Genomic DNA, 19,562 nt, shown 5'->3' with positions numbered 1-19,562 from the left:
GAACGACGTGCACTCCACCTGGCTGGAAGCGGGCTACCAGCGCGTGGACTACGACCAGGGCGGGGATAACCACGGCTGGAAGCTGACGCTGTCGCAGAACATCGCCATCGGCATGGGGCCGGAGTTCCGTCCGATGCTGCGCTTCTACGTGACCGGCGGCCAGGTGGACAATGAGCATACCGCGAAGGTCAACGGCACCCAGGACCAGCAGCTGGATTCGCTGAACGTCGGCGGGATGTTTGAGGCGTGGTTCTGATGCGATAGCGTTGTTGAAGGAGCGTTCCCGGCTGGCGCTACGCTTAGCCGGGCTACGACTGGTGCGCTCCATTTATGCCGGATGGCGGCATACATGCCTTATCCGGCCTGCGTTCCTTCCTGCGGGCTCCCCCCCAGGCCCGGCAAACGCAGCGCCGCCGGGCGGTCAGGCGCCGTACCTGCGGTAGTGCCGGATGGCGGCATACATGCCTTATCCGGCCAACGTTCCTGAGGAAGCCTGCGGGACCCCCCCCCAGGCCCGCGCAAGCGCAGCGCCGCCGGGCAGCTGGCCCATCCCCCCTCAGTTCACCGTCAGGCGCAGGGCCAGATCCTGCGGATAGGGGTCAAAATAGTTCTGCGCCTGCAGGTAGCGATCCGGATACTCGGCCAGATAGTGCTTAAGCAGCGTCAGCGGCGCGAGGATCGGCAGCAGCCCGGCGCGATAGTTGAGGATCACCTCCCGCAGCTCGCCGCGCTGGCGGCTGTTCAGCTGGTCGCGGAAATAACCCTGAATATGCATCAGCACGTTGGTGTGGTTTTTCCGCGAGGCGGGCCGCTTGAGGATCGCCATCAGCTTCTCACGGTAGACCTCGAAGAAAGCCTCCAGATCCTCCCATTCATGCAGCGAGGCGACGAACGGGCCGATCTCGCGGTAGCCCGCCTGGTGGTGAGCCAGTAGCTGCAGCTTGTAGCGGCTGTGAAAGGCCAGCAGGCCGTGGCGGGTCAGGCCGCGGGCGCGCAGGGCGTTGAGTTCATGCAGGGCGAAAACGCGCTCGACAAAATTCTCCCGCAGCAGCGGATCGTGCAGCCGGCCATCCTCTTCCACCGGCAGCCACGGGTAGCGCGCCATCAGGGCGCCGGTAAACAGCCCCACGCCTTCCTTACGCCCGCGATTGCCTTTTTCGTCATACAGCCGCACGCGCTCCATCCCGCAGCTCGGCGATTTGGCGCAGACGATAAAGCCCGACAGCTCGCCCAGAGTTGCCAGATGGGCGTTGGCAAAATCAGCCATCTTCTCCGTCACATCCTCGTGCGGGGCGTGGCTGAAGCGCATGCGGATCTCCCCGACCGGAGTCTGCACCAGGCGGAGCGCCGGGCGGGGGACGGGCAGGCCGATCGCCATCTCCGGGCAGACGGGCTTAAACGCCACCCACTGCGCGAGCTCATCCATCACAAAGCCCATACGCTTATGCCCGCCGTCGAATCGCACGGCTGAGCCGGTTAAACATCCGCTGATCCCAATGACAGGTTGCGTGTTCATGGCGCTGTCCTCTCTTCTGCTGTGGTTCGGGTAAAGAAAAGGGTCACGGTGGCGACCGTAATGCCGAATTTCTTCATCTCGGTTTTGTTAAACAAATGGCTGCCGTCCTGCAGGTACATCCAGTCGTCAAAGTGCAGCAGCCACCGGCTGCCGCTGGCCTCGACGTTCATGCTGTAGCGCCAGTGAAAGGCATTGCCTGCCGCCTGGCCGCTGGCCACGCCTTCGATATCCCCGGCGGTGCCCTGATAACGGTTATCGCCGGTGCGGCGAATGCGCCATACCCGCTGCTGCTTCTCGCCATCGTCATAGACAAAGCGCTCATGGAGCGTCAGGGTGTCGCCGACGACGTCGCCATCGATCTCAACATGGAAGCGGCGCAGCTGCTTGCCGTTGCGATCCTGCACCATCCCCCACGCCTCGGTTCGGCCCTGAAAATAGTGAAAGATGTCGAGGGCGGGCTGCTGCTGCCGGTATTCGGTGACCTCGGTACTGCAGCCGGCGAGCATCAGCATCAGCAGCGCCAGGCCAAGGGTCAGAATGCGTTTCATGGTGTACCTCCGATCAACTGCTGACGCAGTTCGGGATAAGTGGTGCGTGGATCGAGCCAGATGGCGAGAAAGCGGGTGCTGAACGCCGCCGACTGGCGTGGGCCGAGCGGGGTAAAGGCGGTCTGTGCGGCGCTGGCGCGGTACCAGAACTGCCCCTCGCCGCCGCGGACCACGAACGCCAGCTGGCTGCCCGGCGCGACGTCCGGCCAGATCCCCTGCAGCATGCGCAGCCAGGCTTCGCTACGCGGTTCCTGTTGCAGAATGCCCTGTGCCTGCCACTGGTCGCGGGTGGCGTCCACCAGCGCCTCGCGATCGATGTCGCGCTGGTAGGTGATGATCAGCGCCCGATCCTGCTGCGGGCCGTCATACCGACCATTGGGCGTGCGCAGCTGTGAGTGATAGACGGTGAACGGCCCCCAGGTGAGGGTCGCCTCGCCGACGCGGCGCCACGCCAGCCAGTCGGCGGCGTGGGCCGCCGGGGCGAGGACGGTCAGCCATAGCAGTAACAGGGCGAATCTCATTTTTGCCTCCCCATCCCCAGATGGAACAGCAGCATGATCACCAGCCAGCCGCAGGCCATGGCGGCCACAGCAAGCGCCGTCGGCACCAGCAGGGTCATGGCTCCGAGGCGAGCGCCGATCAGGTAGGCCACCGGGCCGCCGAGGGTCGCCGCCGTAGCCAGCACCCAGCCGGGAAGCGTCGCGGTGCGGGTCAGTCGGGTCCAGACGACGGCGAACATCAGCCACAGGGCCACCATCCACAGGGGCAGCAGGCTGTCGCCGGGAAAATCAATCAGCCCCGCCAGCGCCCAGCAGGCGTCCAGCCCGCAGCCCGCCGCGGCCAGCAGCAGGGCGGGCGGACGACTGGTCGCCGGCAACCGCAGCCAGGCGAAGATGGCCAGCGTCAGCCAGATCAGCAGGCCGCGCTCGCGCAACATCACCACCAGCGTCCAGTAAACATCGAACGCGAGGGCCATCAGCAAGTGCTGCGCCGGGCGTGTCATACCCGCTCCGCGGTGAGCTGCACCACGCTGATGGTGCGGGCGTTAAATCCGGCTTCGCAATAGCCGAAGTAGTAGAGCCACATCCGGCGGAAGCGCTCATCAAAGCCGAGCTTTTCAATATCCTGCCAGGCGTGGGTAAAACGCTGCCGCCAGTGCGCCAGGGTGCGGGCATAGTCCGGGCCCATGTCGAACAGGTTGCGCACCACAAAATCGGTATGGCGGGTCATCAGCTCGCTCATTGCCGTGATGCTGGGCAAAAAGCCGCCCGGGAAGATGTAGCGCTGGATAAAATCGACGCTTTTGCTGTAGTCGCGATAGCGCTGATCCTGAATGGTGATCGCCTGCAGGGCCATTTTACCGCCCGGGCGCAGGCGCGCCTGACAGGTGCGGAAGAAGGCCGGGAGGTAGCGCTGGCCCACCGCCTCAATCATCTCCACCGACACCAGTTTGTCGTACTCGCCGCGCAGATCGCGGTAGTCGCAGAGCAGCACCTCGACGCGATCCTGCAGCCCGGCGCGGGCCATGCGCTCGGTAGCCCAGCGGTGCTGCTCCCGGGAAAGGGTGGTAGTCGTGACCCGGCAACCGTAATGGCGGGCGGCGTATTCGGCCAGCGCCCCCCAGCCGGTGCCAATCTCCAGCAGATGATCGCCGGGGTTGAGCGCCAGCTGGTCGCACAGACGCGCCATCTTGGCCCGCTGGGCCTGGGTCAGATCCTGCTCGTCGTCGGTAAACAGCGCGCTGGAGTAGAGCAGGTCGTCATCCAGAAAGTGGGCATAAAATTCGTTGCCGAGGTCGTAATGGGCGGCAATGTTCTCCCGCGCCTGGGCGCGGGTGTTGCGTCGAGTCCAGTGGCGCAGGCGGGCGACAGGCTTACCCAGCAGACGAAAGCCGCGCTCCAGACGCCCCAGCACCTCGCCGTTGCGCGCGAGGATCTGCAACAGCGCCGTCAGCTGGTGGCTCTCCCAGTCGCCGTCCATCCAGGCCTCGGCCGCCGCGAGACTGCCGCCGGTTAGCAGACGCCAGTACACCTCCGGCGTGCAGACCCGCGCCTCAGCGCGCAGCGCGGCGGCGGGGTCGCCAAAATGAAAAGTCTGCGCCCCTTCGCGCACGGTGAGCGAGCCTTCGCGGAGGCCGCTCAACAGACGAAAGAGCAGCCAGCGCGCGAGCCGCACGTTGCGCGGCACATCGGGTTCAAGCGCAAAGACGGGATCGGTCATGAGCGTTCACTCCTGCTGACAGGATGGTTGTACAGCGGCACGCGCTTCAGCCACAGCCGCAGCGCCTGCCAGTAGATGGCGAGGACGGTTTTCAGGGTCATCATCGGCAGACGCAGCAGCAGCCCGCGCAGGTTGGCGCGGGTTAACGGCACGCGGCTCAGGGCCAGCGTGGCGTCGAACACCTTGCTGGCCTGATGGTTTTCAATGTGCATGTGCAGCGTTTTGCCCGGCGCGTTGAAGCGCCAGTGATAGACCATGTCCATCGGGTTAAACGGCGAAACGTGAAAGGCTTTCTCCAGCGGGTGCGCCTGCTGGCCGTCCACCGCGTAGTAATGACGCTCATTCCACGGCGTGTTGCGCACTTCGGCCAGCACCCAGCGCAGGGTGTCGGCCTCGTCATAGCAGTAGTAAAAGTTGACCGGATTAAAATGGAAGCCGAAGTAGCGCAGCTGGGTCAGGAGCATCACGCGGCCCGCCGGGCGGCAGCCGGTCAGGCTCTCCAGCCGGTTCAGCACCTGAGCCTTCAGCGGCGCGCCCAGCGGATAATCGGCGTCGTACCAGGCGGCGGCGGCCAGGCGGTTGCGGCGGATGCCCGCCTCAGGCAGCCTGTCCAGTTCGTCGAGGTCAAGCCAGGCCATAAACAGGCGGTAGACGAAGTGGTGCGCCTTCGGCTGCAGGCGACGGTGGCGCAGGACGCCCTGATAGAGGCAGCTGTTCATTTCAGTTGTCCTCCGCCGCGGCGATGCCCTGCACCACGTCGAGCGCACTGCGCACCCCGTCCTCATGAAAGCCGTTGTACCAGTAGGCCCCGCAGTACCAGCTCCGCTGCTGGCCGTTAATCTCTTCGCGCCGCAGCTGGGCCGACCAGCTTTGCGGGTTAAACAGCGGATGCTCATAGACGAAGCGCTGCCAGACATAGCGATCGTCCACTGGCGCGTCCGGGTTCAGAGTGACGCAGAACAGGGGGGCGCCCGCAGGCAGCCCCTGGAGAATATTCATGTTGTAGGTGACGCAGGCCCGGGCCAGATCCCCGTCGCTCAGGCGATAGTTCCAGCTGGCCCAGGCGCGCTGGCGCTCCGGCAGCCAGCGCGGATCGCTGTGCAGCACCACCTCGTTGCGCTGCCAGCCGATATCCCCCAGCACCTCACGCTCGGCGTCGGTGGGCGCCGCCAGCATCGCCAGCGCCTGCGCGGAGTGGCAGGCGAAGATCACCTGGTCAAAATGCGCCTCCCCGGACGCCAGCCGCAGGATAACTCCCGCCGGGTGGCGGTCCACCTGCTGCACCGGCGCGTTGAGCCGCAGGTTCAGGCGATCGCCGAGCCTGGCGAGCAGGGCGCGGACGTATTCCCGGGAACCGCCGGGCACCACGTACCATTGCGGACGATCGCGAATATCCAGCAGACCGTGGTTTTCAAAGAAGCGCAAAAACAGCGGTAGCGGGAAGCGGCGCATCTCCTGCAGCGACGACGACCAGATGGCCGCCCCCATCGGCAGGATATAGTGGCGGGCGAAGAAGGGGCTAAAACGGTGGCGGGAGAGGAAGTTCTCCAGCGTCGCGCCCGGATCCAGCGCCTCGGTCAGCGCCAGTTTTGCCAGCCGGTTGAAGCGGACGATCTCGCTCAGCAGCCCCCAGAAGGCCGGCTTCAGCAGATTGCGTCGCTGGGCGAAGAGCGAGGTCAGACTGTGGCCGTTGTACTCCAGGCCGCTGGCCGGGTTGTGGACTGAGAAGCTCATCTGCGTTTTTTGCCCGTCGATCCCCAGCTCGCTGAGCAGGCCCATAAAGCGCGGATAGGTGCGATCGTTGTAGACGATAAATCCGGTATCGATGGCCCAGGTGCCCTGCGGCGTGGCGACATCCACGGTGGCGGTGTGGCCGCCCGGCGTGGCGCCCGCTTCGAACAGCGTCACCTGATGGTGTCCGGCCAGCCGCCAGGCGCAGGTCAGCCCGGCGATGCCGCTGCCGATGATGGCGATGTTCATGAGCGCACCATCCTGCGCAACAGCAGGCGCTGCATACCTGACGGCAGGCTGGCCAGCAGCCGCAGGGCCAGGCTGAAACCGGTGGGGAAGGCGATGTGGTTTTTTCCCTTCGCCAGGCCGTGGCGGATCGCCGCCACCGCCCGATCCACGCTCACCCGGCCGGGCATGGCAAAGTCGTTTTTGCGCGTCAGCGGGGTGTCGACGAAGCCTGGAGAGACCACCGTGACGGCCACCCCTTTCGGCTCCCAGTCAAGACGCAGGCTGTTGGCAAACCAGGTCAGCGCCGCCTTGGAGGCGCCATAGGCTTCCGCGCGCGGGAAGGGCAGCCAGTGCGCCATGGAGCTGACCAGCACCACCCGATCGCCAGCCTCCAGCTGCGTCTGCAGCGCCGCCAGGCAGTTCACCGGCCCAAGGAAGTTGGTGGCCATCACCCGCTCCACGAGGGCGGCATCCACCTGTCCGTGGTCGAGGTATTCGCAGGTGCCGGCGCAGAGAATGATCAGGTCGGCAAAACAGCCCGTCAGCGCCTGGCGACAGGCGTCCCTGTCTGTCATATCGAACAGGCGCGCGCTGATGTTGGGGCTGAACTGCTGCAGCGCCGTCAGGCGCGACGCATCGCGCCCGCAGGCGATGACCAGGTGGCCATCCGCCGCGAAGGATTTCGCCAGGCCGGCGCCAATCCCGGAGCTGGCGCCGGTGATAAGCACCGTCATCATGAGCGCACCCTCCGTTTCACGCCGCGTACCGCCCAGCCCAGCAGGGGAAGATGCTCGTAGATCATCTCCCCGGCGTCGTAGTAGTCGCGTTGATGGAGGATCTGCTCCCCGGCGATGTCCACCACCGAGCAGCCCGGCAGGGCCAGCGTTTCTCCGCCGGCAATGCGCGGATGCGACCAGTGCATGGTCCAGGTCACGGCGAACCGCTGACCGTCGCAGAGCGGCGTGTCGATGGTGAACCGGCACTGCTCCACGTTGGCCAGCAGATGGGTAAAGTAGCGCTGGATGGCGAACAGCCCCTGGTGCTGACCAAAAGGATCGCTCAGCGTCGCGTCCGGATGGTACAGCGCGGCCAGCGCCGAGGGCGGCTGCGCATCCAGCCCGGCGTAGTACTCAACGAAACGACGAATCACGGACGGCGAGGTGCTCATGGATCACATCCTGGCTAAACACGGTGGCGTAATGGCATACTTAAAACTTACACAAATAAAATTATTTGTCCAAGTTTGTGGAAAAATATATTTTATTTATGTTAAAAATCATTTGGTTATGATTGGTGTTTTAAAGGGTGAAAATCACGCGTGGCGCAAAGGGCAAGCGTGCGCCCGCCGCGCCACCGGGCGCTGGCGGAACAGAGCGTGGAGGTAAGTGAAAACAGGGGGTTAGAGCGGGATCACCTCGAGGGAGACGACCTGCTGCTGCCAGAGTTCGATCTGCCTCTGACGAGCGGCGGAGAGTTTACCGCTGGTGACCAGCAGCCAGTTGCGCTGGGGAAAAATCTCCGGCGCCAGGGCGGCGGGAGGCACCGGCAGGACGTCGATGCGATGACCCTGGCCGGTACGCTTGAGCGCCTCAAGCCAGATTTCGCAGGCGTCGGTCAGGTGCCAGCCGGTGATCAGAAAGTTATCCCCGGGCGCCTTCTTATCGCCTTCGAGGCAAAACGAGGTGTAGGCGATGATGATGCCGTCGAGGATTTCGCGCAGGGTCATGATGGCCGGTACGTTGGCGGAGACCTGGCTGCGCAGCGGACGCAGCACCTCGGTCACCAGCTCCTGACGCGGATATTCGCGCCCGGCATCGTAGATAAGCTGGCGCAGGGACTCGATTTTTCCCTCTTTCAGCCGCTGCAGCATGGTCTCCTGCAGCGTCAGCCAGTTGTTGGTGCGCCGCGCGCCGGGGCGCGACAGCAGGGGCTTCACCTGGCTAACCGGCACCCCTTTTTTCACCCAGTCGAGGATCTTGAGCGCCTGCTGGACGTCGTCATCGCTGTACAGACGGTGTCCACCATCGGTACGCAGCGGCTTAAGCAGGCCGTAGCGGCGCTGCCAGGCGCGAAGCGTGGTCGCATTTATCCCGCAAAGTCGGGCAAATTCGCCGATGGAGTAAGGCATGGAGGCCACCTGTTAACAAAGAATATTCTCAATATACTACGAATCACGTCGGCTGGCGTGAAGTGTAGCGGCTTTGCACTACACTTTCCCCCAACCGCGTAAATGAAAGGAGTTCTCATGAAGCTATGGCCTGTTGTCACTGGCGTCGCTATCGCGTTGACCCTCGTGGCCTGCAAATCGCCCACCCCGCCGAAGGGCGTACAGCCGATTAGCGGGTTTGACGCCAGTCGTTATCTCGGAAAATGGTATGAGGTCGCTCGCCTGGAGAATCGCTTCGAGCGAGGCCTGGAGCAGGTGACCGCCACCTACGGCGCCCGCAGCGACGGGGGGATCAGCGTCGTCAATCGCGGTTATGACCCGGTTAAAAAACGCTGGAATGAGAGCGACGGGAAAGCCTATTTCACCGGCGCCCCCACCACCGCGGCGCTGAAGGTGTCGTTCTTCGGGCCATTCTACGGCGGCTATAACGTTATCCGTCTGGACGACGACTACCAGTACGCGCTGGTCAGCGGCCCCAACCGCGACTATCTCTGGATCCTGTCGCGCACCCCCACCATTCCGGCGGCGGTGAAGCAGGATTACCTGAATACCGCGCGCGAGCTGGGCTTTGACGTCGATCGCCTGGTGTGGATCCGCCAGACGCCGCGCTAGCCTCGCCCCTTAGCGGCTGAGCAGGTGGGTATAAACCACGTACAGCCCGGCCAGCGCCGCCACGTTCAGTGCCACGCTGATGAAAAACCACGTCCGGAAGGGCTGCTTTTGCGTTTTATGACGAAAGCACTGCTGGCCGAGGATGGCCCCCGGCCAGCCTCCCACCAGGCCCAGCACCAGCAGCGTGGTTTCCGGCACCCGGCGCCAGGCTTTGCGTGCCGCCAGCTTGTCGGCGCCATAGATAAGCCATGTCAGAAGGCTGCTCAGTAAAAACCACATCGCCAGCGGGTAGGGCAGCAGGGCGCTGCCCACGGCGGTGAGCAGCAGCAGGGAATAACATACCAGGTTCAGATTCATAGGGACGTTCATGCCGGCCAGAAGAATGGCGCCACTATAGCCAATTTCCCGGACCGGCGTAAACGCGGCGGGCTATCGGCCGCGCTTGCCCCGATGCCGGAACAGCCACATCAGCTTATACGCCGCCGGAATAATAAACAGCGACAGCAGCGGGGCGGTGATCATTCCACCAATCATCGGCGCGGCGATGCGGCTCATCACCTCCGACCCGGCGCCGGTGCCCCACAAAATCGGCAACAGGCCGGCGATAATCACCGCCACGGTCATCGCCTTCGGCCGCACGCGCAGCACCGCCCCCTGATACAGCGCCTCGTTGAGCTTCTCGACGCTGAAGGTACGCGGGTTATCCAGCGATGGCTCGGCCTCGATGGCGTGGCGCAGGTACATCAGCATCACCACGCCAAACTCCGCGGCCACCCCGGCCAGGGCGATAAAGCCGGTGCCGGTGGCTACCGACAGATGGAACCCCATCCAGTAGAGGAACCAGATCCCGCCCACAAGGGCGAACGGCACGCTGGCGATGATCAGCAGCGCCTCGCCGACGCGGCGGAACGCCAGGTACAGCAGCACAAAGATAATCATCAGCGTCATCGGCACCATCAGCTTCAGCTTCTGATTGGCGCGCTCCAGCAGCTCGAACTGCCCGGAATACGACACGCTGATGCCCGGCTTCAGCTTCACCGCTTTGCCGATGGCCTGCTGCAGATCGTGCACCACTGACACCATGTCACGGTCTCGGGCGTCGATGTAGATCCAGCTGGTGGGGCGGGCGTTCTCGGTCTTCAGCATCGATGGCCCGCTGACCACCTTCACCTCGGCGACGTCGCTGAGGACGATCTGCTGCTTCAGCGGGGTGAGAATCGGCAGCTGGCGCAGGGTCTGCGGGCTGTCGCGATAGCTCTGCGGGTAGCGGATGTTGATTGGATAGCGCTCGACGCCCTCCACCGTTTCGCCGACCATCGCCCCGCCGATAGCGGACGAGACGAACAGCTGCACGTCGCCGACGGTCATGCCGTAGCGGGCCGCCTTGTCACGCTGGATATCAATGTCGAGGTAGCGCCCGCCCACCAGCCGCTCGGCTAACGCTGACGTGACCCCCGGCACGCTGCGCGCCACCACCTCAATTTGCCCGGCGATGGCGTCGATATCGGCCAGGTTAGTGCCGGAAACCTTAATGCCGATCGGGCTCTTGATGCCGGTGGAGAGCATGTCGATGCGGTTGCGGATCGGCGGCACCCACAGGTTCGCCAGCCCCGGCAGGCGCACGGTCTTGTCCAGTTCGTCGACGATCTTCTCCATGGTCATCCCCGGCCGCCACTGATCCTGCGGCTTGAGCTGAATGGTGGTCTCCACCATCTCCAGCGGCGCGGAGTCGGTAGCGCTGTCTGCCTTACCCGTTTTACCGAACACCCGCGCCACCTCCGGCACCATCATGATCAGCTTGTCGGTCTTCTGCAGCATATCCGCCGCCTGCGAGGCGGAGATCCCCGGCAGCGTTGACGGCATATACAGCAGATCGCCCTCGTTGATCTGCGGCAGAAACTCCCCGCCGACCCGGTTAAGTGGCCAGACAACCGTCAGGATCGACAGGAGCGCGATCAGCAGGGTGGTCTTCGGCCAGTGCAGCACCTTCAGCAGCAGCGGGTGATAAATGCGGATCAAAAAGCGGTTCAGCGGGTTGCTGCTCTCCGCCGGGATCCTGCCGCGGATCCAGAAGCCCATCAGGATCGGGATCACCATGATCGCCAGCAGCGCCGCCCCGGCCATCGACCAGGTTTTGGTGAAGGCCAGCGGGCCGAACAGTTTGCCCTCCTGGCCTTCGAGGGTGAAAATGGGGATAAACGACAGGGTGATGATCAGCAGGCTGATAAACAGCGCCGGGCCAACCTCCACCGAGGCGTCGGTAATGATTTTCCAGCGCCTGTCGTTGCCGAGCTTCTCTCCCGGATGCTGATGCGCCCACTCCTCCAGCCGCTTGTGGGCGTTCTCAATCATCACGATGGCGGCATCGACCATCGCCCCCACCGCAATGGCGATCCCGCCCAGCGACATGATGTTGGCGTTGAGTCCCTGGAAATGCATCATGATAAAGGCGAAGCACAGGCCGAGCGGCAGGGAGATAATCGCCACCAGCGCCGAGCGCACGTGCCACAGGAACAGGGCGCAGACCAGGGCGACAACGATAAACTCTTCCAGCAGTTTGTGGCTGAGGTTGTCGATGGCGCGGTCGATAAGCTGGCTGCGGTCGTAGGTGGTGACGACTTCAACCCCTTCCGGCAGGCTGCTTTGCAGCGACGCCAGTTTTTCTTTGACCGCCGAGATCGCTTCCCGGGCGTTCTTGCCGGAGCGCAGGATCACCACCCCGCCGGCCACTTCGCCTTCGCCGTTCAGTTCGGCGATACCGCGGCGCATCTCCGGGCCGACCTGTACCCGCGCGACGTCGCCGAGATACACCGGCACGCCGTTGTCACCGGTTTTCAGCACAATGTTTTTAAAGTCGTCGAGGGTCTGCAGATAGCCGCTGGCGCGCACCATATATTCGGCTTCCGCCAGTTCGACCGAAGAGCCGCCCGCCTCCTGATTAGAGGCGTCCAGCGCCGATTTCACCTCGCCGAGGCTGATGCCGTACTGGGTCAGCTTCATCGGGTCGACGACAATCTGGTACTCCTTGACCACGCCGCCCACCGACGCCACTTCTGAGACGTTAGGAATGGTTTTCAGCTCGTATTTTAAGAACCAGTCCTGCAGGGAGCGCAGTTCGGCGAGATCGTGCTTGCCGCTGCGGTCGATCAGCGCGTACTCGAAGACCCAGCCGACGCCGGTGGCATCCGGGCCCATTTCGGCGCTCACCCCGGCGGGCAGTTTGCCCTGTACCTGGTTGAGATACTCCAGCACCCGTGAGCGCGCCCAGTAAGGATCGGTGCCGTCTTCAAAAATCACATACACATAAGAGTCGCCAAACTGCGAGAAGCCGCGCACCGTTCTGGCGCCGGGCACCGACAGCATGGTGGTGGTTAGCGGCCAGGTGACCTGGTTTTCGACGATCTGCGGCGCCTGTCCCGGGTAGCTGGTTTTGACGATCACCTGTACGTCGGAGAGATCCGGCAGGGCGTCCACCGGCGTATGGACGATGGTCCAGGTCCCCCAGAGGCTGAGAAACAGCGCGCCCATCATCACCAGGAAGCGGTTGGCCACCGAGCGGCGGATAATCCATTCAATCATGGTTCCTTTCCTCAGTGCGCGTGGGCGGCAGGGGCAACGGCATCCGGGGCCTGCGCGCGCATGCGCTCCAGCGCGCCGGCGATATTGGCCTCCGAGTCGATCAGGAACAGGCCGCTGGCGACCACTTTCTCGCCCTCCTGCAGCCCGCTGCGAATGGCCGTGACGCCATTGGATTCATGGAAGACCTGGACCCGCTTCGGCACGAAGCGGCCCTCGTTATCCATGGTGATTACCCGCTGCTCGCTGCCGCTGTCGATCAGCGCTTTGGAGGGGATCAGCAGCATCGGTTCGCTTTCACTGGTCAGCTGCAGATAGGCGTTCATCCCCGGCTTCAGCGCTTCATCCGGGTTGTTGACCTGCAGGCGCAGCTGCAGGGTGCGGGTGGCGCTATCGACGCTGGGGAGGATCGTCCATTTGCTGATGCGGAAGGTTTTGTCCGGCCAGGCGGGAACCTGAATACTGAACTGCGAGGCGTCTTTGATCAGCCAGGCGATGGACTCGGGGACCGCCACGCTGACCCACACCGGATCCATGCCCTGAATTTTCGCCACCACGTTATCTTTGGCGATGTTCATTCCGGCGCGCAGATCGAAGGCGGTGATCACCCCGTCGATGGGCGCCTTGAGGGTGAAACGGGTCTGGATCTTGCGCGTGGCTTTCAGGCGGCGGATATCGTCGTCCGGCATTCCGGCGAGACGCAGCCGCTCGAGGATCCCCTCGACCTGGGTGGCGGTGCCGCCGGTCTCCTGCAATAGCAGGTATTCGCTCTGCGCTTCCACCCAGTCCGGGATGGTCAGTTCCAGCAGCGGCGTACCTTGTTGCACTTTGTCGCCGACGGTCAGGGGATAGACTTTATTAATAAAGCCCGCCGCCCGCGCCTGCATAATCACGTACTGGTACTCGTTGTAGCTGATGTTGGCCGGGAAGGTCTGGGCGTAGCGCAGCGGCCCGCGGGTGACGGCGGCGGTTTTCACGCCAAGATTCTGGGTCTGCGTCGGGTCGATACGCACCCCCGGCGCTCCGGCGGCGGCACTCTCCTCATCGGCGTATTTCGGCACCAGGTCCATATCCATAAACGGCGATTTACCCGGTTTATCAAACCGGGTGTTCGGGTACATCGGATCGTACCAGAACAGCACTTTACGCTGCTGCTCGGCCGTCGGGGCGGCTGCGGCAGCGTCGTGGGGCGCCGCAGCCCGGGTATACAGCGCTGCGGTGAGCGCGCCGCCGATCGCCATGCTGCCGAGGATCAGCGCCGTGTTTTTCAGTGTCAGGGATGCCATGTGTTGTCCATTCCGTCGTTGAGAGGCTTGCCGTCGCCGGGCCATTAGTGGGCGCGAATATCCTGCAGCAGCGACAGGTTGCCCTGCTGAACGAAGGTGAAGTCCACGCTGTCGCCGTCCTTCACATTGTTGAGCTGGGTCTGCGGGGTGATGGTGAAGCGCATGGTCATCGGCGGCCAGTTCACCGCCGGAATGGCTTCGTGGGCGATGGTGATTTTTTTGCTATCCATATCAATGGCTTTAATGACTCCTTTGCCGCTGATGCTTTGCGTCTGCGCGGCGGCGGGCTGTTCGTGCATCGCCATGCCGGCGTGCGGGTCGGCAGCCTGGACGGCGAACACCGCGCCAGAAATCAGAGTGAACAGGGCGACTTTAGACAGTGAATTCATGATCGGGACTCCTTGGGTTATTCCATCCAGCCGCCGCCGAGGGCGGTGAACAGGGTGATTTCATTTGCCTGACGGGAATAGTTGAGTTCCAGCAGGGTTTGTCGGGTGGTGAAAATATCGCGCTGGGCGCTCAGCACTTCGATGTAGCTGACCGCGCCGTGGCGATAGAGCGCGGTGGCGCGCTGCAGGGTGATATTCAGCGACGCGAGATAGCGCTCCTGTGCGGCAATTTGATCGGCCAGGCTCTGGCGCAGGGCCAGCGCGTCGGCTACCTCTTTAAAGGCGGACTGGATTTTTTGCTCGTAGTTGACCACCTGCTGCTGCTGGCGGATCTCCGCCAGATCGAGGTTGGCCTGATTGCGCCCGGCGTTGAAAATCGGTATGTCGATTTTGGGGATGAAGTTCCACATCGCGCTGCCGGCGTTAAACAGGCTGGCGAGCTCGCTGCTGCTACCGGAGAGCGAGCTGGTCAGGGTGATCGACGGAAAGAAGGCCGCCCGCGCGGCGCCGATGTTGGCGTTGGCCGCCCGCAGGCTGTGTTCGGCCTCTAAAATATCCGGCCGCTGCAGCAGGATCGCTGAGGAGAGCGATGGCGGCAGGGTAACGCCTTGCAGATCGACGGCGCTGCTGGCGCTATCGTCCGGCAGAGGTTGATAGCTGCCGAGCAACAGCTGCAGAGCGTTATTAGCCTGCGCCAGCTGGCCCTGCCGTCTGGCGATATCGGCGCGGGTGCTCTCGATCATCCCCCGCGCCTGCTCCAGCGCCAGCACGGTAGTGCTCCCGGTCAGCAGCTGTTTTTCAACGAACGCGTAAGACTGCTGATAGTTTTGCAGGGTATCGTTGGCCACCTGCAGCTGCGCTGCCGCCAGCCGCTGGTTGAAGTAGCTTTGTGAAACGTTAGCAATCAACAGGATATGCACTGCGCGCCGGGCCTCTTCGCTGGCGAAGAAGTTCTCCCGGTCGGCCTCGCTAAGGTTTTTCAGCCGGCCAAAGAAGTCGAGGTCATAGCTGAGATTCAGGCCGGCAGCGTAATCGTTGCTGGTGGTGGTGTCGCCTTTAAGCTTGCCGCCGTAGGTGGTGCTGCCGTCACCGTTCAATTGCGGGTAGCGGTCAGCATCGGTCACCCGATACTGGGCGCGGGCTTCCTGCACTTTCAGCGTCGCCATCCGCAGATCGCGGTTGTTGGTCAGCGCGGTGCCAATCAGGCTTTTCACCTGCGGGTCGACGAAAAAGGTGCGCCAGCCGGTCTCCTGATAGCCCGCGGTTGCGGTCACCAGCTTGTTCTGGCTGAGAGAGAACTGCTGCGGTACCGGCGCGGCGGGGCGCTGGTAGTCCGGAGCGAGCGAGACACAGCCGGTTAAGGCGAGTATCACGCTGAGGGTAAGACGCGTTATTGGGCGCATGGCGGCAGACGTTTTCGACGATTTATCCATGGCGGCTACTTTACGTAGCGGCCTCTGTTCAGGACGTGACAGGAAAATGACAAAGCTGTCATTTTCCTGATATTTCATTGCTATCCGGAGGCGCTCCTCTAAAATTGAATACCCGCACAGAACGCGCGTGAAGGAGCCTGCGGTGAAGATTTTGATTGTCGAAGATGAGAAGAAAACCGGGGAGTACCTGACCAAAGGGCTCACCGAGGCTGGCTTCGTCGTCGACCTGGCCGATAACGGCCTTAACGGCTATCACCTGGCGATGACCGGTGACTATGATCTGCTGATCCTCGACATCATGCTGCCGGACGTGAACGGCTGGGATATCGTGCGCATGCTGCGCGCCGCCGGGAAAGGCATGCCGATCCTGCTGCTTACCGCGTTGGGCACCATTGAGCATCGGGTGAAGGGGCTGGAGCTGGGTGCCGACGACTATCTGGTGAAGCCGTTCGCCTTTGCGGAACTGCTGGCGCGGGTGCGGACGCTGCTGCGCCGCGGAGCGGCGGTTATTGTCGAAAGCCAGTTTCAGGCGGCGGATCTCAGCGTCGATCTGGTCAGCCGTAAGGTGACGCGCGGCGCCACCCGCATCACCCTGACCAGCAAGGAGTTCACTCTGCTGGAGTTCTTCCTGCGCCATCAGGGTGAGGTGCTGCCGCGTTCGCTGATTGCCTCGCAGGTGTGGGATATGAATTTCGACAGCGATACCAACGCGATAGACGTGGCGGTGAAGCGGCTGCGCGCCAAAATCGATAACGACTTCGAGCCGAAGCTGATCCAGACCGTGCGCGGCGTCGGCTATATGCTTGAGGTGCCGGATGGCCGCTAAGCGCCCCTTTTCCCTGGCCACCCGGCTGAGCTTCTTTATTAGCCTCGCCACCATCATCGCCTTTTTTGCCTTCACCTGGATCATGATCCATTCGGTGAAGGCCCACTTTGAAGAGCGCGACGTTCACGATCTCAGGCAGCTCAGCACCACCCTGGAGACGGTCCTCGACCACGCTGATTACCCGCAGGCGCGGCGGCTGGAGATCGTGAAGAATATCATTGCGGGTTACGCCAACGTCTTTATCTGCCTGGACGATGGGCAGGGCAATATTCTGTTCCAGTCGCCCAACGGGCCGGATCTCAGCCATATGCTGAGTACGCCAGGCCTGGCGATGCAGCTGCGCGACGGGAATGTGATTTCATGGACCGACCCGCAGCCGCGGGCAATGGCGCACGATAATCATCAAATGGAGACCCGCGCCTGGCGGCTGATCATGCTGCCGCTGGGCAAGCAGGCGGATGGCAAACCGGCGTACCATCTGCTGATGGCCTTATCCATCGATTTTCACCTGCACTATATTAATGAGCTGAAAGCGAAGCTGATTTCCGCCGCGTCGATAATCAGCCTGCTGATCATCGCCATCGTGCTGTTTGTGGTCTATCAGGGACATAAACCGATCCGCCAGATCAGCCGGCAGATCCAGAATATTACCTCGCGGGATCTCGACGTGCGCCTTGACCCGCAGGCGGTGCCTATCGAACTGGAGCGGCTCGCGCTCTCCTTTAACCACATGCTGGAGCGGATGGAGGATGTCTTTACCCGTCAGTCGAACTTCTCCGCCGATATCGCCCATGAGATCCGCACGCCGATCACCAACCTGGTGACGCAAACCGAAATCGCCTTAAGCCAGAGCCGCAGCCAGCAGGAGCTGGAAGAGGTGCTCTACTCCAATCTCGAAGAGTTCTCGCGTATGTCGCGGATGGTCAGCGATATGCTGTTCCTCGCCCAGGCCGATAACAACCAGCTGATCCCCGAACAGCGGGAACTGGATCTGGCTGAGGAAGTGCATAAGGTGTTTGAGTTTTTCGAGGCGTGGGCGGAAGAGAAGGCGGTGGCGCTGCGCTTTGTCGGTAGCCACTGCCGGGTGATTGGCGACCCGCTGATGCTGCGGCGGGCGATCAGCAATCTGCTGTCGAACGCGATCCGCTACACCCCGGCTGGCCAGGCGGTGACGATCGCGCTGAGCGAAAGCGCGGAGACGGTCCGCCTGGTGGTGGAGAATCCCGGTACGCCGATTGCCGCCGAACATCTGCCGCGGCTGTTTGACCGTTTCTATCGCGTCGACCCCTCGCGCCAGCGCAAAGGGGAGGGCAGCGGCATCGGCCTGGCGATTGTGAAATCCATCGTCAGCGCCCACCACGGCAGCGTGGCGGCGCAGTCCGATCTGCGCTCGACGCGGTTTATTGTAGTGTTGCCGAAACAGGCGTAATAACGGCTGAAAGCCAGCGGGCAGCGCCAGGCGGCTGCCCGCAGTATCGCGACTCTCTTACTCTTCGAAGTACCAGTAGCCCTGATTAATCAGCCGCGTCAGTTCGCTCACGAACGCCGGATTCTGCAGGCCGCTGCCGAGCTCTTCCTGACCTAATGAGGTATAGCGGCACAGCGCATCCAGCGCTTCGGCATCGGTGGTGTCCAGCTGTTCGCTATGCACGAAGAAGCTGTCGCCGATATGCAGAACGCGCAGGCCGCTCAGGCGGGAGAGCTTTTCGCCGCCCAGCAGCGCATCGACCACTTCCTCTTCTTCATATGCCGGTTCCGCCGGCGCAATATCCAGCTCGTGACGCGGGGTGGTGACGAAACTGCCGAACCACTGTTTGAAGTCTTCCGGCTGGCGAATCATGTCGATCATCATGCCGCGTAGACGTTCGAGTTCATACTCTTCAACCCGGCCAGGATGCTCGCGGCAGGTGAGGTCCGGATCGCTGTAGTGCTCGCCGCCAAGATCGTTCTCCAGCACATAGTCGGCGAAGCTGCTGATCAGGTCGCGGCCGTTGGGCCCGCGGAAGCCGACGGAGTAGTTCAGCGCGGTTTCGTGGGTGATCCCATCGTGCGGGAATCCCGGTGGAATATAGAGGATATCGCCCGGCTGTAGATCTTCATCAATGATCGGCGGGAACGGGTCGACGTGCAGCAGTGCCGGATGCGGGCAGAACTGACGCATCGGCAGCTTATCCCCCACGCGCCAGCGGCGGCTGCCCATGCCCTGAATAATAAAGACGTCATATTGATCGATATGCGGCCCGACGCCGCCGCCGGGGACGGAGAAGGAGATCATCAGGTCGTCCAGACGCCAGTCCGGCAGTACGCGGAACGGTCGCACCAGCTCGGCGGCCGGCATATGCCAGTGGTTTACCGCCTGGGCCAGCAGCGACCAGCCGGTCTCGCCCAGGCCGTCGAAATGTTCAAAAGGTCCATTGCTGGCCTGCCATTTACCGTTGGTCAGACTGACCAGCCGGCTGTCGACTTCCGGCTCCATGGCTAATCCGGCCAGCTCGTCCGGGGTAATCGGGTCGACGAAGTCCGGAAACGCGTTTTTTAAAACCACCGGCTGCTTTTGCCAGTATTTCTCTAAAAACTCGGGCCAGTTAATGTTGAGTTGATAAGCCATCGATTATTACCAGTAAGAAGAAACGGGCCTGATTATAGGAAGGGGGGCCGCGCGGGCGCTTTGTCGTGGGTCAAGAGTGGCGCTTAATTCACCATCGGCGCGATAATGGCGTTGGGTAAGAGAGAAAAATCACTTTTTTGCCAAAAACCGATCTTCGCGTTAACTACGCTGCAGGCCGCATGAACACTGGGATGGCGGCTTCAATGATAAAAAGAGGAATAAGCGAAAAGTTCAAATAGTGAGCGGTCGATAAGATTTTTCTATTTTAACCCTTGCTACTTCCGACGAACTCCCTATAATGCGCTCCCACTGACACGGCGGATGTGAATCACTTCACACAAACAGCCGGTTCGGTTGAAGAGAAAAATCCTGAAAAACGGGTTGACTCTGAAAGAGGAAAGCGTAATATACGCCACCTCGCG

The 19,562-nt window shown here is 62.5% G+C and carries 20 protein-coding genes; 4 read left to right on the top strand and 16 right to left on the bottom strand.

Annotated features, from left to right (window positions below):
- Positions 1 to 256, top strand: a 256-nt coding sequence (locus ACQUTI_RS26010; RefSeq protein ID WP_142296421.1) for a carbohydrate porin, incomplete at its 5' end; no start/stop codon positions are given.
- A gap of 300 nt (positions 257 to 556) precedes the next feature.
- On the opposite strand, the gene ACQUTI_RS26005 is transcribed toward ACQUTI_RS26010, so the two are convergent.
- From ACQUTI_RS26005 to ACQUTI_RS25960, 10 genes are all read right to left on the bottom strand, one after another.
- Positions 557 to 1,516 (bottom strand): YbgA family protein, encoded by a 960-nt coding sequence (locus ACQUTI_RS26005; protein ID WP_004206730.1) that lies wholly within the window; start codon positions 1,514 to 1,516, stop codon positions 557 to 559.
- Positions 1,513 to 2,064: a DUF3833 domain-containing protein gene (locus ACQUTI_RS26000; protein ID WP_004206729.1), complete on the bottom strand. Its 552-nt coding sequence runs from the start codon at positions 2,062 to 2,064 to the stop codon at positions 1,513 to 1,515. The genes ACQUTI_RS26005 and ACQUTI_RS26000 overlap by 4 nt, the downstream gene beginning before the upstream one ends.
- Positions 2,061 to 2,585 (bottom strand): hypothetical protein, encoded by a 525-nt coding sequence (locus ACQUTI_RS25995; RefSeq protein ID WP_004178438.1) that lies wholly within the window; start codon positions 2,583 to 2,585, stop codon positions 2,061 to 2,063. The genes ACQUTI_RS26000 and ACQUTI_RS25995 overlap by 4 nt, the downstream gene beginning before the upstream one ends.
- A complete protein-coding gene (locus ACQUTI_RS25990; protein WP_004222343.1) occupies positions 2,582 to 3,067 on the bottom strand; it encodes a DUF2878 domain-containing protein in 486 nt (161 codons plus the stop codon). The genes ACQUTI_RS25995 and ACQUTI_RS25990 overlap by 4 nt, the downstream gene beginning before the upstream one ends.
- Positions 3,064 to 4,284, bottom strand: a complete 1,221-nt coding sequence (locus ACQUTI_RS25985) for an SAM-dependent methyltransferase (protein WP_004888756.1) — start codon at positions 4,282 to 4,284, stop codon at positions 3,064 to 3,066. The genes ACQUTI_RS25990 and ACQUTI_RS25985 overlap by 4 nt, the downstream gene beginning before the upstream one ends.
- Positions 4,281 to 5,003, bottom strand: a complete 723-nt coding sequence (locus ACQUTI_RS25980) for a DUF1365 domain-containing protein (protein WP_065905215.1) — start codon at positions 5,001 to 5,003, stop codon at positions 4,281 to 4,283. The genes ACQUTI_RS25985 and ACQUTI_RS25980 overlap by 4 nt, the downstream gene beginning before the upstream one ends.
- A 1-nt stretch (position 5,004) precedes the next feature.
- Positions 5,005 to 6,264, bottom strand: coding sequence for an NAD(P)/FAD-dependent oxidoreductase (locus ACQUTI_RS25975; RefSeq protein WP_053810818.1), 1,260 nt, complete (start codon positions 6,262 to 6,264; stop codon positions 5,005 to 5,007).
- Positions 6,261 to 6,980 (bottom strand): SDR family NAD(P)-dependent oxidoreductase, encoded by a 720-nt coding sequence (locus ACQUTI_RS25970; protein WP_017900889.1) that lies wholly within the window; start codon positions 6,978 to 6,980, stop codon positions 6,261 to 6,263. Before ACQUTI_RS25970 ends, ACQUTI_RS25975 begins: the two co-directional genes overlap by 4 nt.
- A complete protein-coding gene (locus ACQUTI_RS25965; protein ID WP_016946719.1) occupies positions 6,977 to 7,411 on the bottom strand; it encodes a nuclear transport factor 2 family protein in 435 nt (144 codons plus the stop codon). Before ACQUTI_RS25965 ends, ACQUTI_RS25970 begins: the two co-directional genes overlap by 4 nt.
- A 231-nt stretch (positions 7,412 to 7,642) precedes the next feature.
- Complete coding sequence (locus ACQUTI_RS25960) at positions 7,643 to 8,371, bottom strand: MerR family transcriptional regulator (protein ID WP_004206722.1); 729 nt, start codon at positions 8,369 to 8,371, stop codon at positions 7,643 to 7,645.
- Between the two features lie 117 nt (positions 8,372 to 8,488).
- On the opposite strand from ACQUTI_RS25960, the gene ACQUTI_RS25955 reads away from it, so the two are divergent.
- On the top strand, positions 8,489 to 9,022 hold the full coding sequence (locus ACQUTI_RS25955; RefSeq protein WP_002887259.1) for a lipocalin family protein: 534 nt from the start codon (positions 8,489 to 8,491) through the stop codon (positions 9,020 to 9,022).
- Between the two features lie 9 nt (positions 9,023 to 9,031).
- Here ACQUTI_RS25955 and ACQUTI_RS25950 read toward each other — a convergent pair whose 3' ends face one another.
- From ACQUTI_RS25950 to ACQUTI_RS25930, 5 genes are all read right to left on the bottom strand, one after another.
- Positions 9,032 to 9,379 (bottom strand): DUF1294 domain-containing protein, encoded by a 348-nt coding sequence (locus tag ACQUTI_RS25950; RefSeq protein WP_017900888.1) that lies wholly within the window; start codon positions 9,377 to 9,379, stop codon positions 9,032 to 9,034.
- A 72-nt stretch (positions 9,380 to 9,451) separates the two neighbouring features.
- Positions 9,452 to 12,601, bottom strand: coding sequence for a CusA/CzcA family heavy metal efflux RND transporter (locus ACQUTI_RS25945; protein ID WP_428923422.1), 3,150 nt, complete (start codon positions 12,599 to 12,601; stop codon positions 9,452 to 9,454).
- 11 nt (positions 12,602 to 12,612) lie between these two features.
- Positions 12,613 to 13,884 (bottom strand): efflux RND transporter periplasmic adaptor subunit, encoded by a 1,272-nt coding sequence (locus ACQUTI_RS25940; protein WP_153650418.1) that lies wholly within the window; start codon positions 13,882 to 13,884, stop codon positions 12,613 to 12,615.
- A gap of 44 nt (positions 13,885 to 13,928) precedes the next feature.
- Positions 13,929 to 14,273: a cation efflux system protein CusF gene (gene cusF, locus ACQUTI_RS25935; protein WP_017900885.1), complete on the bottom strand. Its 345-nt coding sequence runs from the start codon at positions 14,271 to 14,273 to the stop codon at positions 13,929 to 13,931.
- 17 nt (positions 14,274 to 14,290) lie between these two features.
- Entirely contained in the window at positions 14,291 to 15,676 is a 1,386-nt protein-coding gene (locus ACQUTI_RS25930) for an efflux transporter outer membrane subunit (RefSeq protein WP_122542885.1), read from the bottom strand.
- Between the two features lie 172 nt (positions 15,677 to 15,848).
- On the opposite strand from ACQUTI_RS25930, the gene cusR reads away from it, so the two are divergent.
- Both cusR and ACQUTI_RS25920 read left to right on the top strand, forming a co-directional pair.
- Positions 15,849 to 16,532, top strand: coding sequence for a copper response regulator transcription factor CusR (gene cusR, locus ACQUTI_RS25925; protein WP_004206716.1), 684 nt, complete (start codon positions 15,849 to 15,851; stop codon positions 16,530 to 16,532).
- The gene (locus ACQUTI_RS25920; RefSeq protein ID WP_064794616.1) at positions 16,522 to 17,961 is read left to right on the top strand and encodes a Cu(+)/Ag(+) sensor histidine kinase; all 1,440 of its coding nucleotides are present in this window, start codon (positions 16,522 to 16,524) and stop codon (positions 17,959 to 17,961) included. The genes cusR and ACQUTI_RS25920 overlap by 11 nt, the downstream gene beginning before the upstream one ends.
- A gap of 57 nt (positions 17,962 to 18,018) precedes the next feature.
- Here ACQUTI_RS25920 and ACQUTI_RS25915 read toward each other — a convergent pair whose 3' ends face one another.
- Positions 18,019 to 19,140, bottom strand: a complete 1,122-nt coding sequence (locus ACQUTI_RS25915) for a cupin domain-containing protein (protein ID WP_004206713.1) — start codon at positions 19,138 to 19,140, stop codon at positions 18,019 to 18,021.
- Positions 19,141 to 19,562: the final 422 nt, after the last annotated feature.

The sequence above is a fragment of the Klebsiella sp. 7-CIP_Kleb. genome (genome assembly GCF_050378655.1).
Lineage (GTDB): Bacteria > Pseudomonadota > Gammaproteobacteria > Enterobacterales > Enterobacteriaceae > Klebsiella > Klebsiella quasipneumoniae.
The sequence above is the reverse complement of the archived record's forward strand: the minus strand, read 5'-3'. Positions and strand labels throughout refer to the sequence as shown.

Excerpts from the sequence above, each read along its gene's own strand:
- ACQUTI_RS26005 (WP_004206730.1), bottom strand. The coding sequence starts at position 1,516 with ATGAACACGCAACCTGTCATTGGGATCAGCGGATGTTTAACCGGCTCA.
- ACQUTI_RS26000 (WP_004206729.1), bottom strand. The coding sequence starts at position 2,064 with ATGAAACGCATTCTGACCCTTGGCCTGGCGCTGCTGATGCTGATGCTC.
- ACQUTI_RS25995 (WP_004178438.1), bottom strand. The coding sequence starts at position 2,585 with ATGAGATTCGCCCTGTTACTGCTATGGCTGACCGTCCTCGCCCCGGCG.
- ACQUTI_RS25990 (WP_004222343.1), bottom strand. The coding sequence starts at position 3,067 with ATGACACGCCCGGCGCAGCACTTGCTGATGGCCCTCGCGTTCGATGTT.
- ACQUTI_RS25985 (WP_004888756.1), bottom strand. The coding sequence starts at position 4,284 with ATGACCGATCCCGTCTTTGCGCTTGAACCCGATGTGCCGCGCAACGTG.
- ACQUTI_RS25980 (WP_065905215.1), bottom strand. The coding sequence starts at position 5,003 with ATGAACAGCTGCCTCTATCAGGGCGTCCTGCGCCACCGTCGCCTGCAG.
- ACQUTI_RS25975 (WP_053810818.1), bottom strand. The coding sequence starts at position 6,264 with ATGAACATCGCCATCATCGGCAGCGGCATCGCCGGGCTGACCTGCGCC.
- ACQUTI_RS25970 (WP_017900889.1), bottom strand. The coding sequence starts at position 6,980 with ATGATGACGGTGCTTATCACCGGCGCCAGCTCCGGGATTGGCGCCGGC.
- ACQUTI_RS25965 (WP_016946719.1), bottom strand. The coding sequence starts at position 7,411 with ATGAGCACCTCGCCGTCCGTGATTCGTCGTTTCGTTGAGTACTACGCC.
- ACQUTI_RS25960 (WP_004206722.1), bottom strand. The coding sequence starts at position 8,371 with ATGCCTTACTCCATCGGCGAATTTGCCCGACTTTGCGGGATAAATGCG.
- ACQUTI_RS25955 (WP_002887259.1), top strand. The coding sequence starts at position 8,489 with ATGAAGCTATGGCCTGTTGTCACTGGCGTCGCTATCGCGTTGACCCTC.
- ACQUTI_RS25950 (WP_017900888.1), bottom strand. The coding sequence starts at position 9,379 with ATGAATCTGAACCTGGTATGTTATTCCCTGCTGCTGCTCACCGCCGTG.
- ACQUTI_RS25945 (WP_428923422.1), bottom strand. The coding sequence starts at position 12,601 with ATGATTGAATGGATTATCCGCCGCTCGGTGGCCAACCGCTTCCTGGTG.
- ACQUTI_RS25940 (WP_153650418.1), bottom strand. The coding sequence starts at position 13,884 with ATGGCATCCCTGACACTGAAAAACACGGCGCTGATCCTCGGCAGCATG.
- cusF (WP_017900885.1), bottom strand. The coding sequence starts at position 14,273 with ATGAATTCACTGTCTAAAGTCGCCCTGTTCACTCTGATTTCTGGCGCG.
- ACQUTI_RS25930 (WP_122542885.1), bottom strand. The coding sequence starts at position 15,676 with ATGCGCCCAATAACGCGTCTTACCCTCAGCGTGATACTCGCCTTAACC.
- ACQUTI_RS25920 (WP_064794616.1), top strand. The coding sequence starts at position 16,522 with ATGGCCGCTAAGCGCCCCTTTTCCCTGGCCACCCGGCTGAGCTTCTTT.
- ACQUTI_RS25915 (WP_004206713.1), bottom strand. The coding sequence starts at position 19,140 with ATGGCTTATCAACTCAACATTAACTGGCCCGAGTTTTTAGAGAAATAC.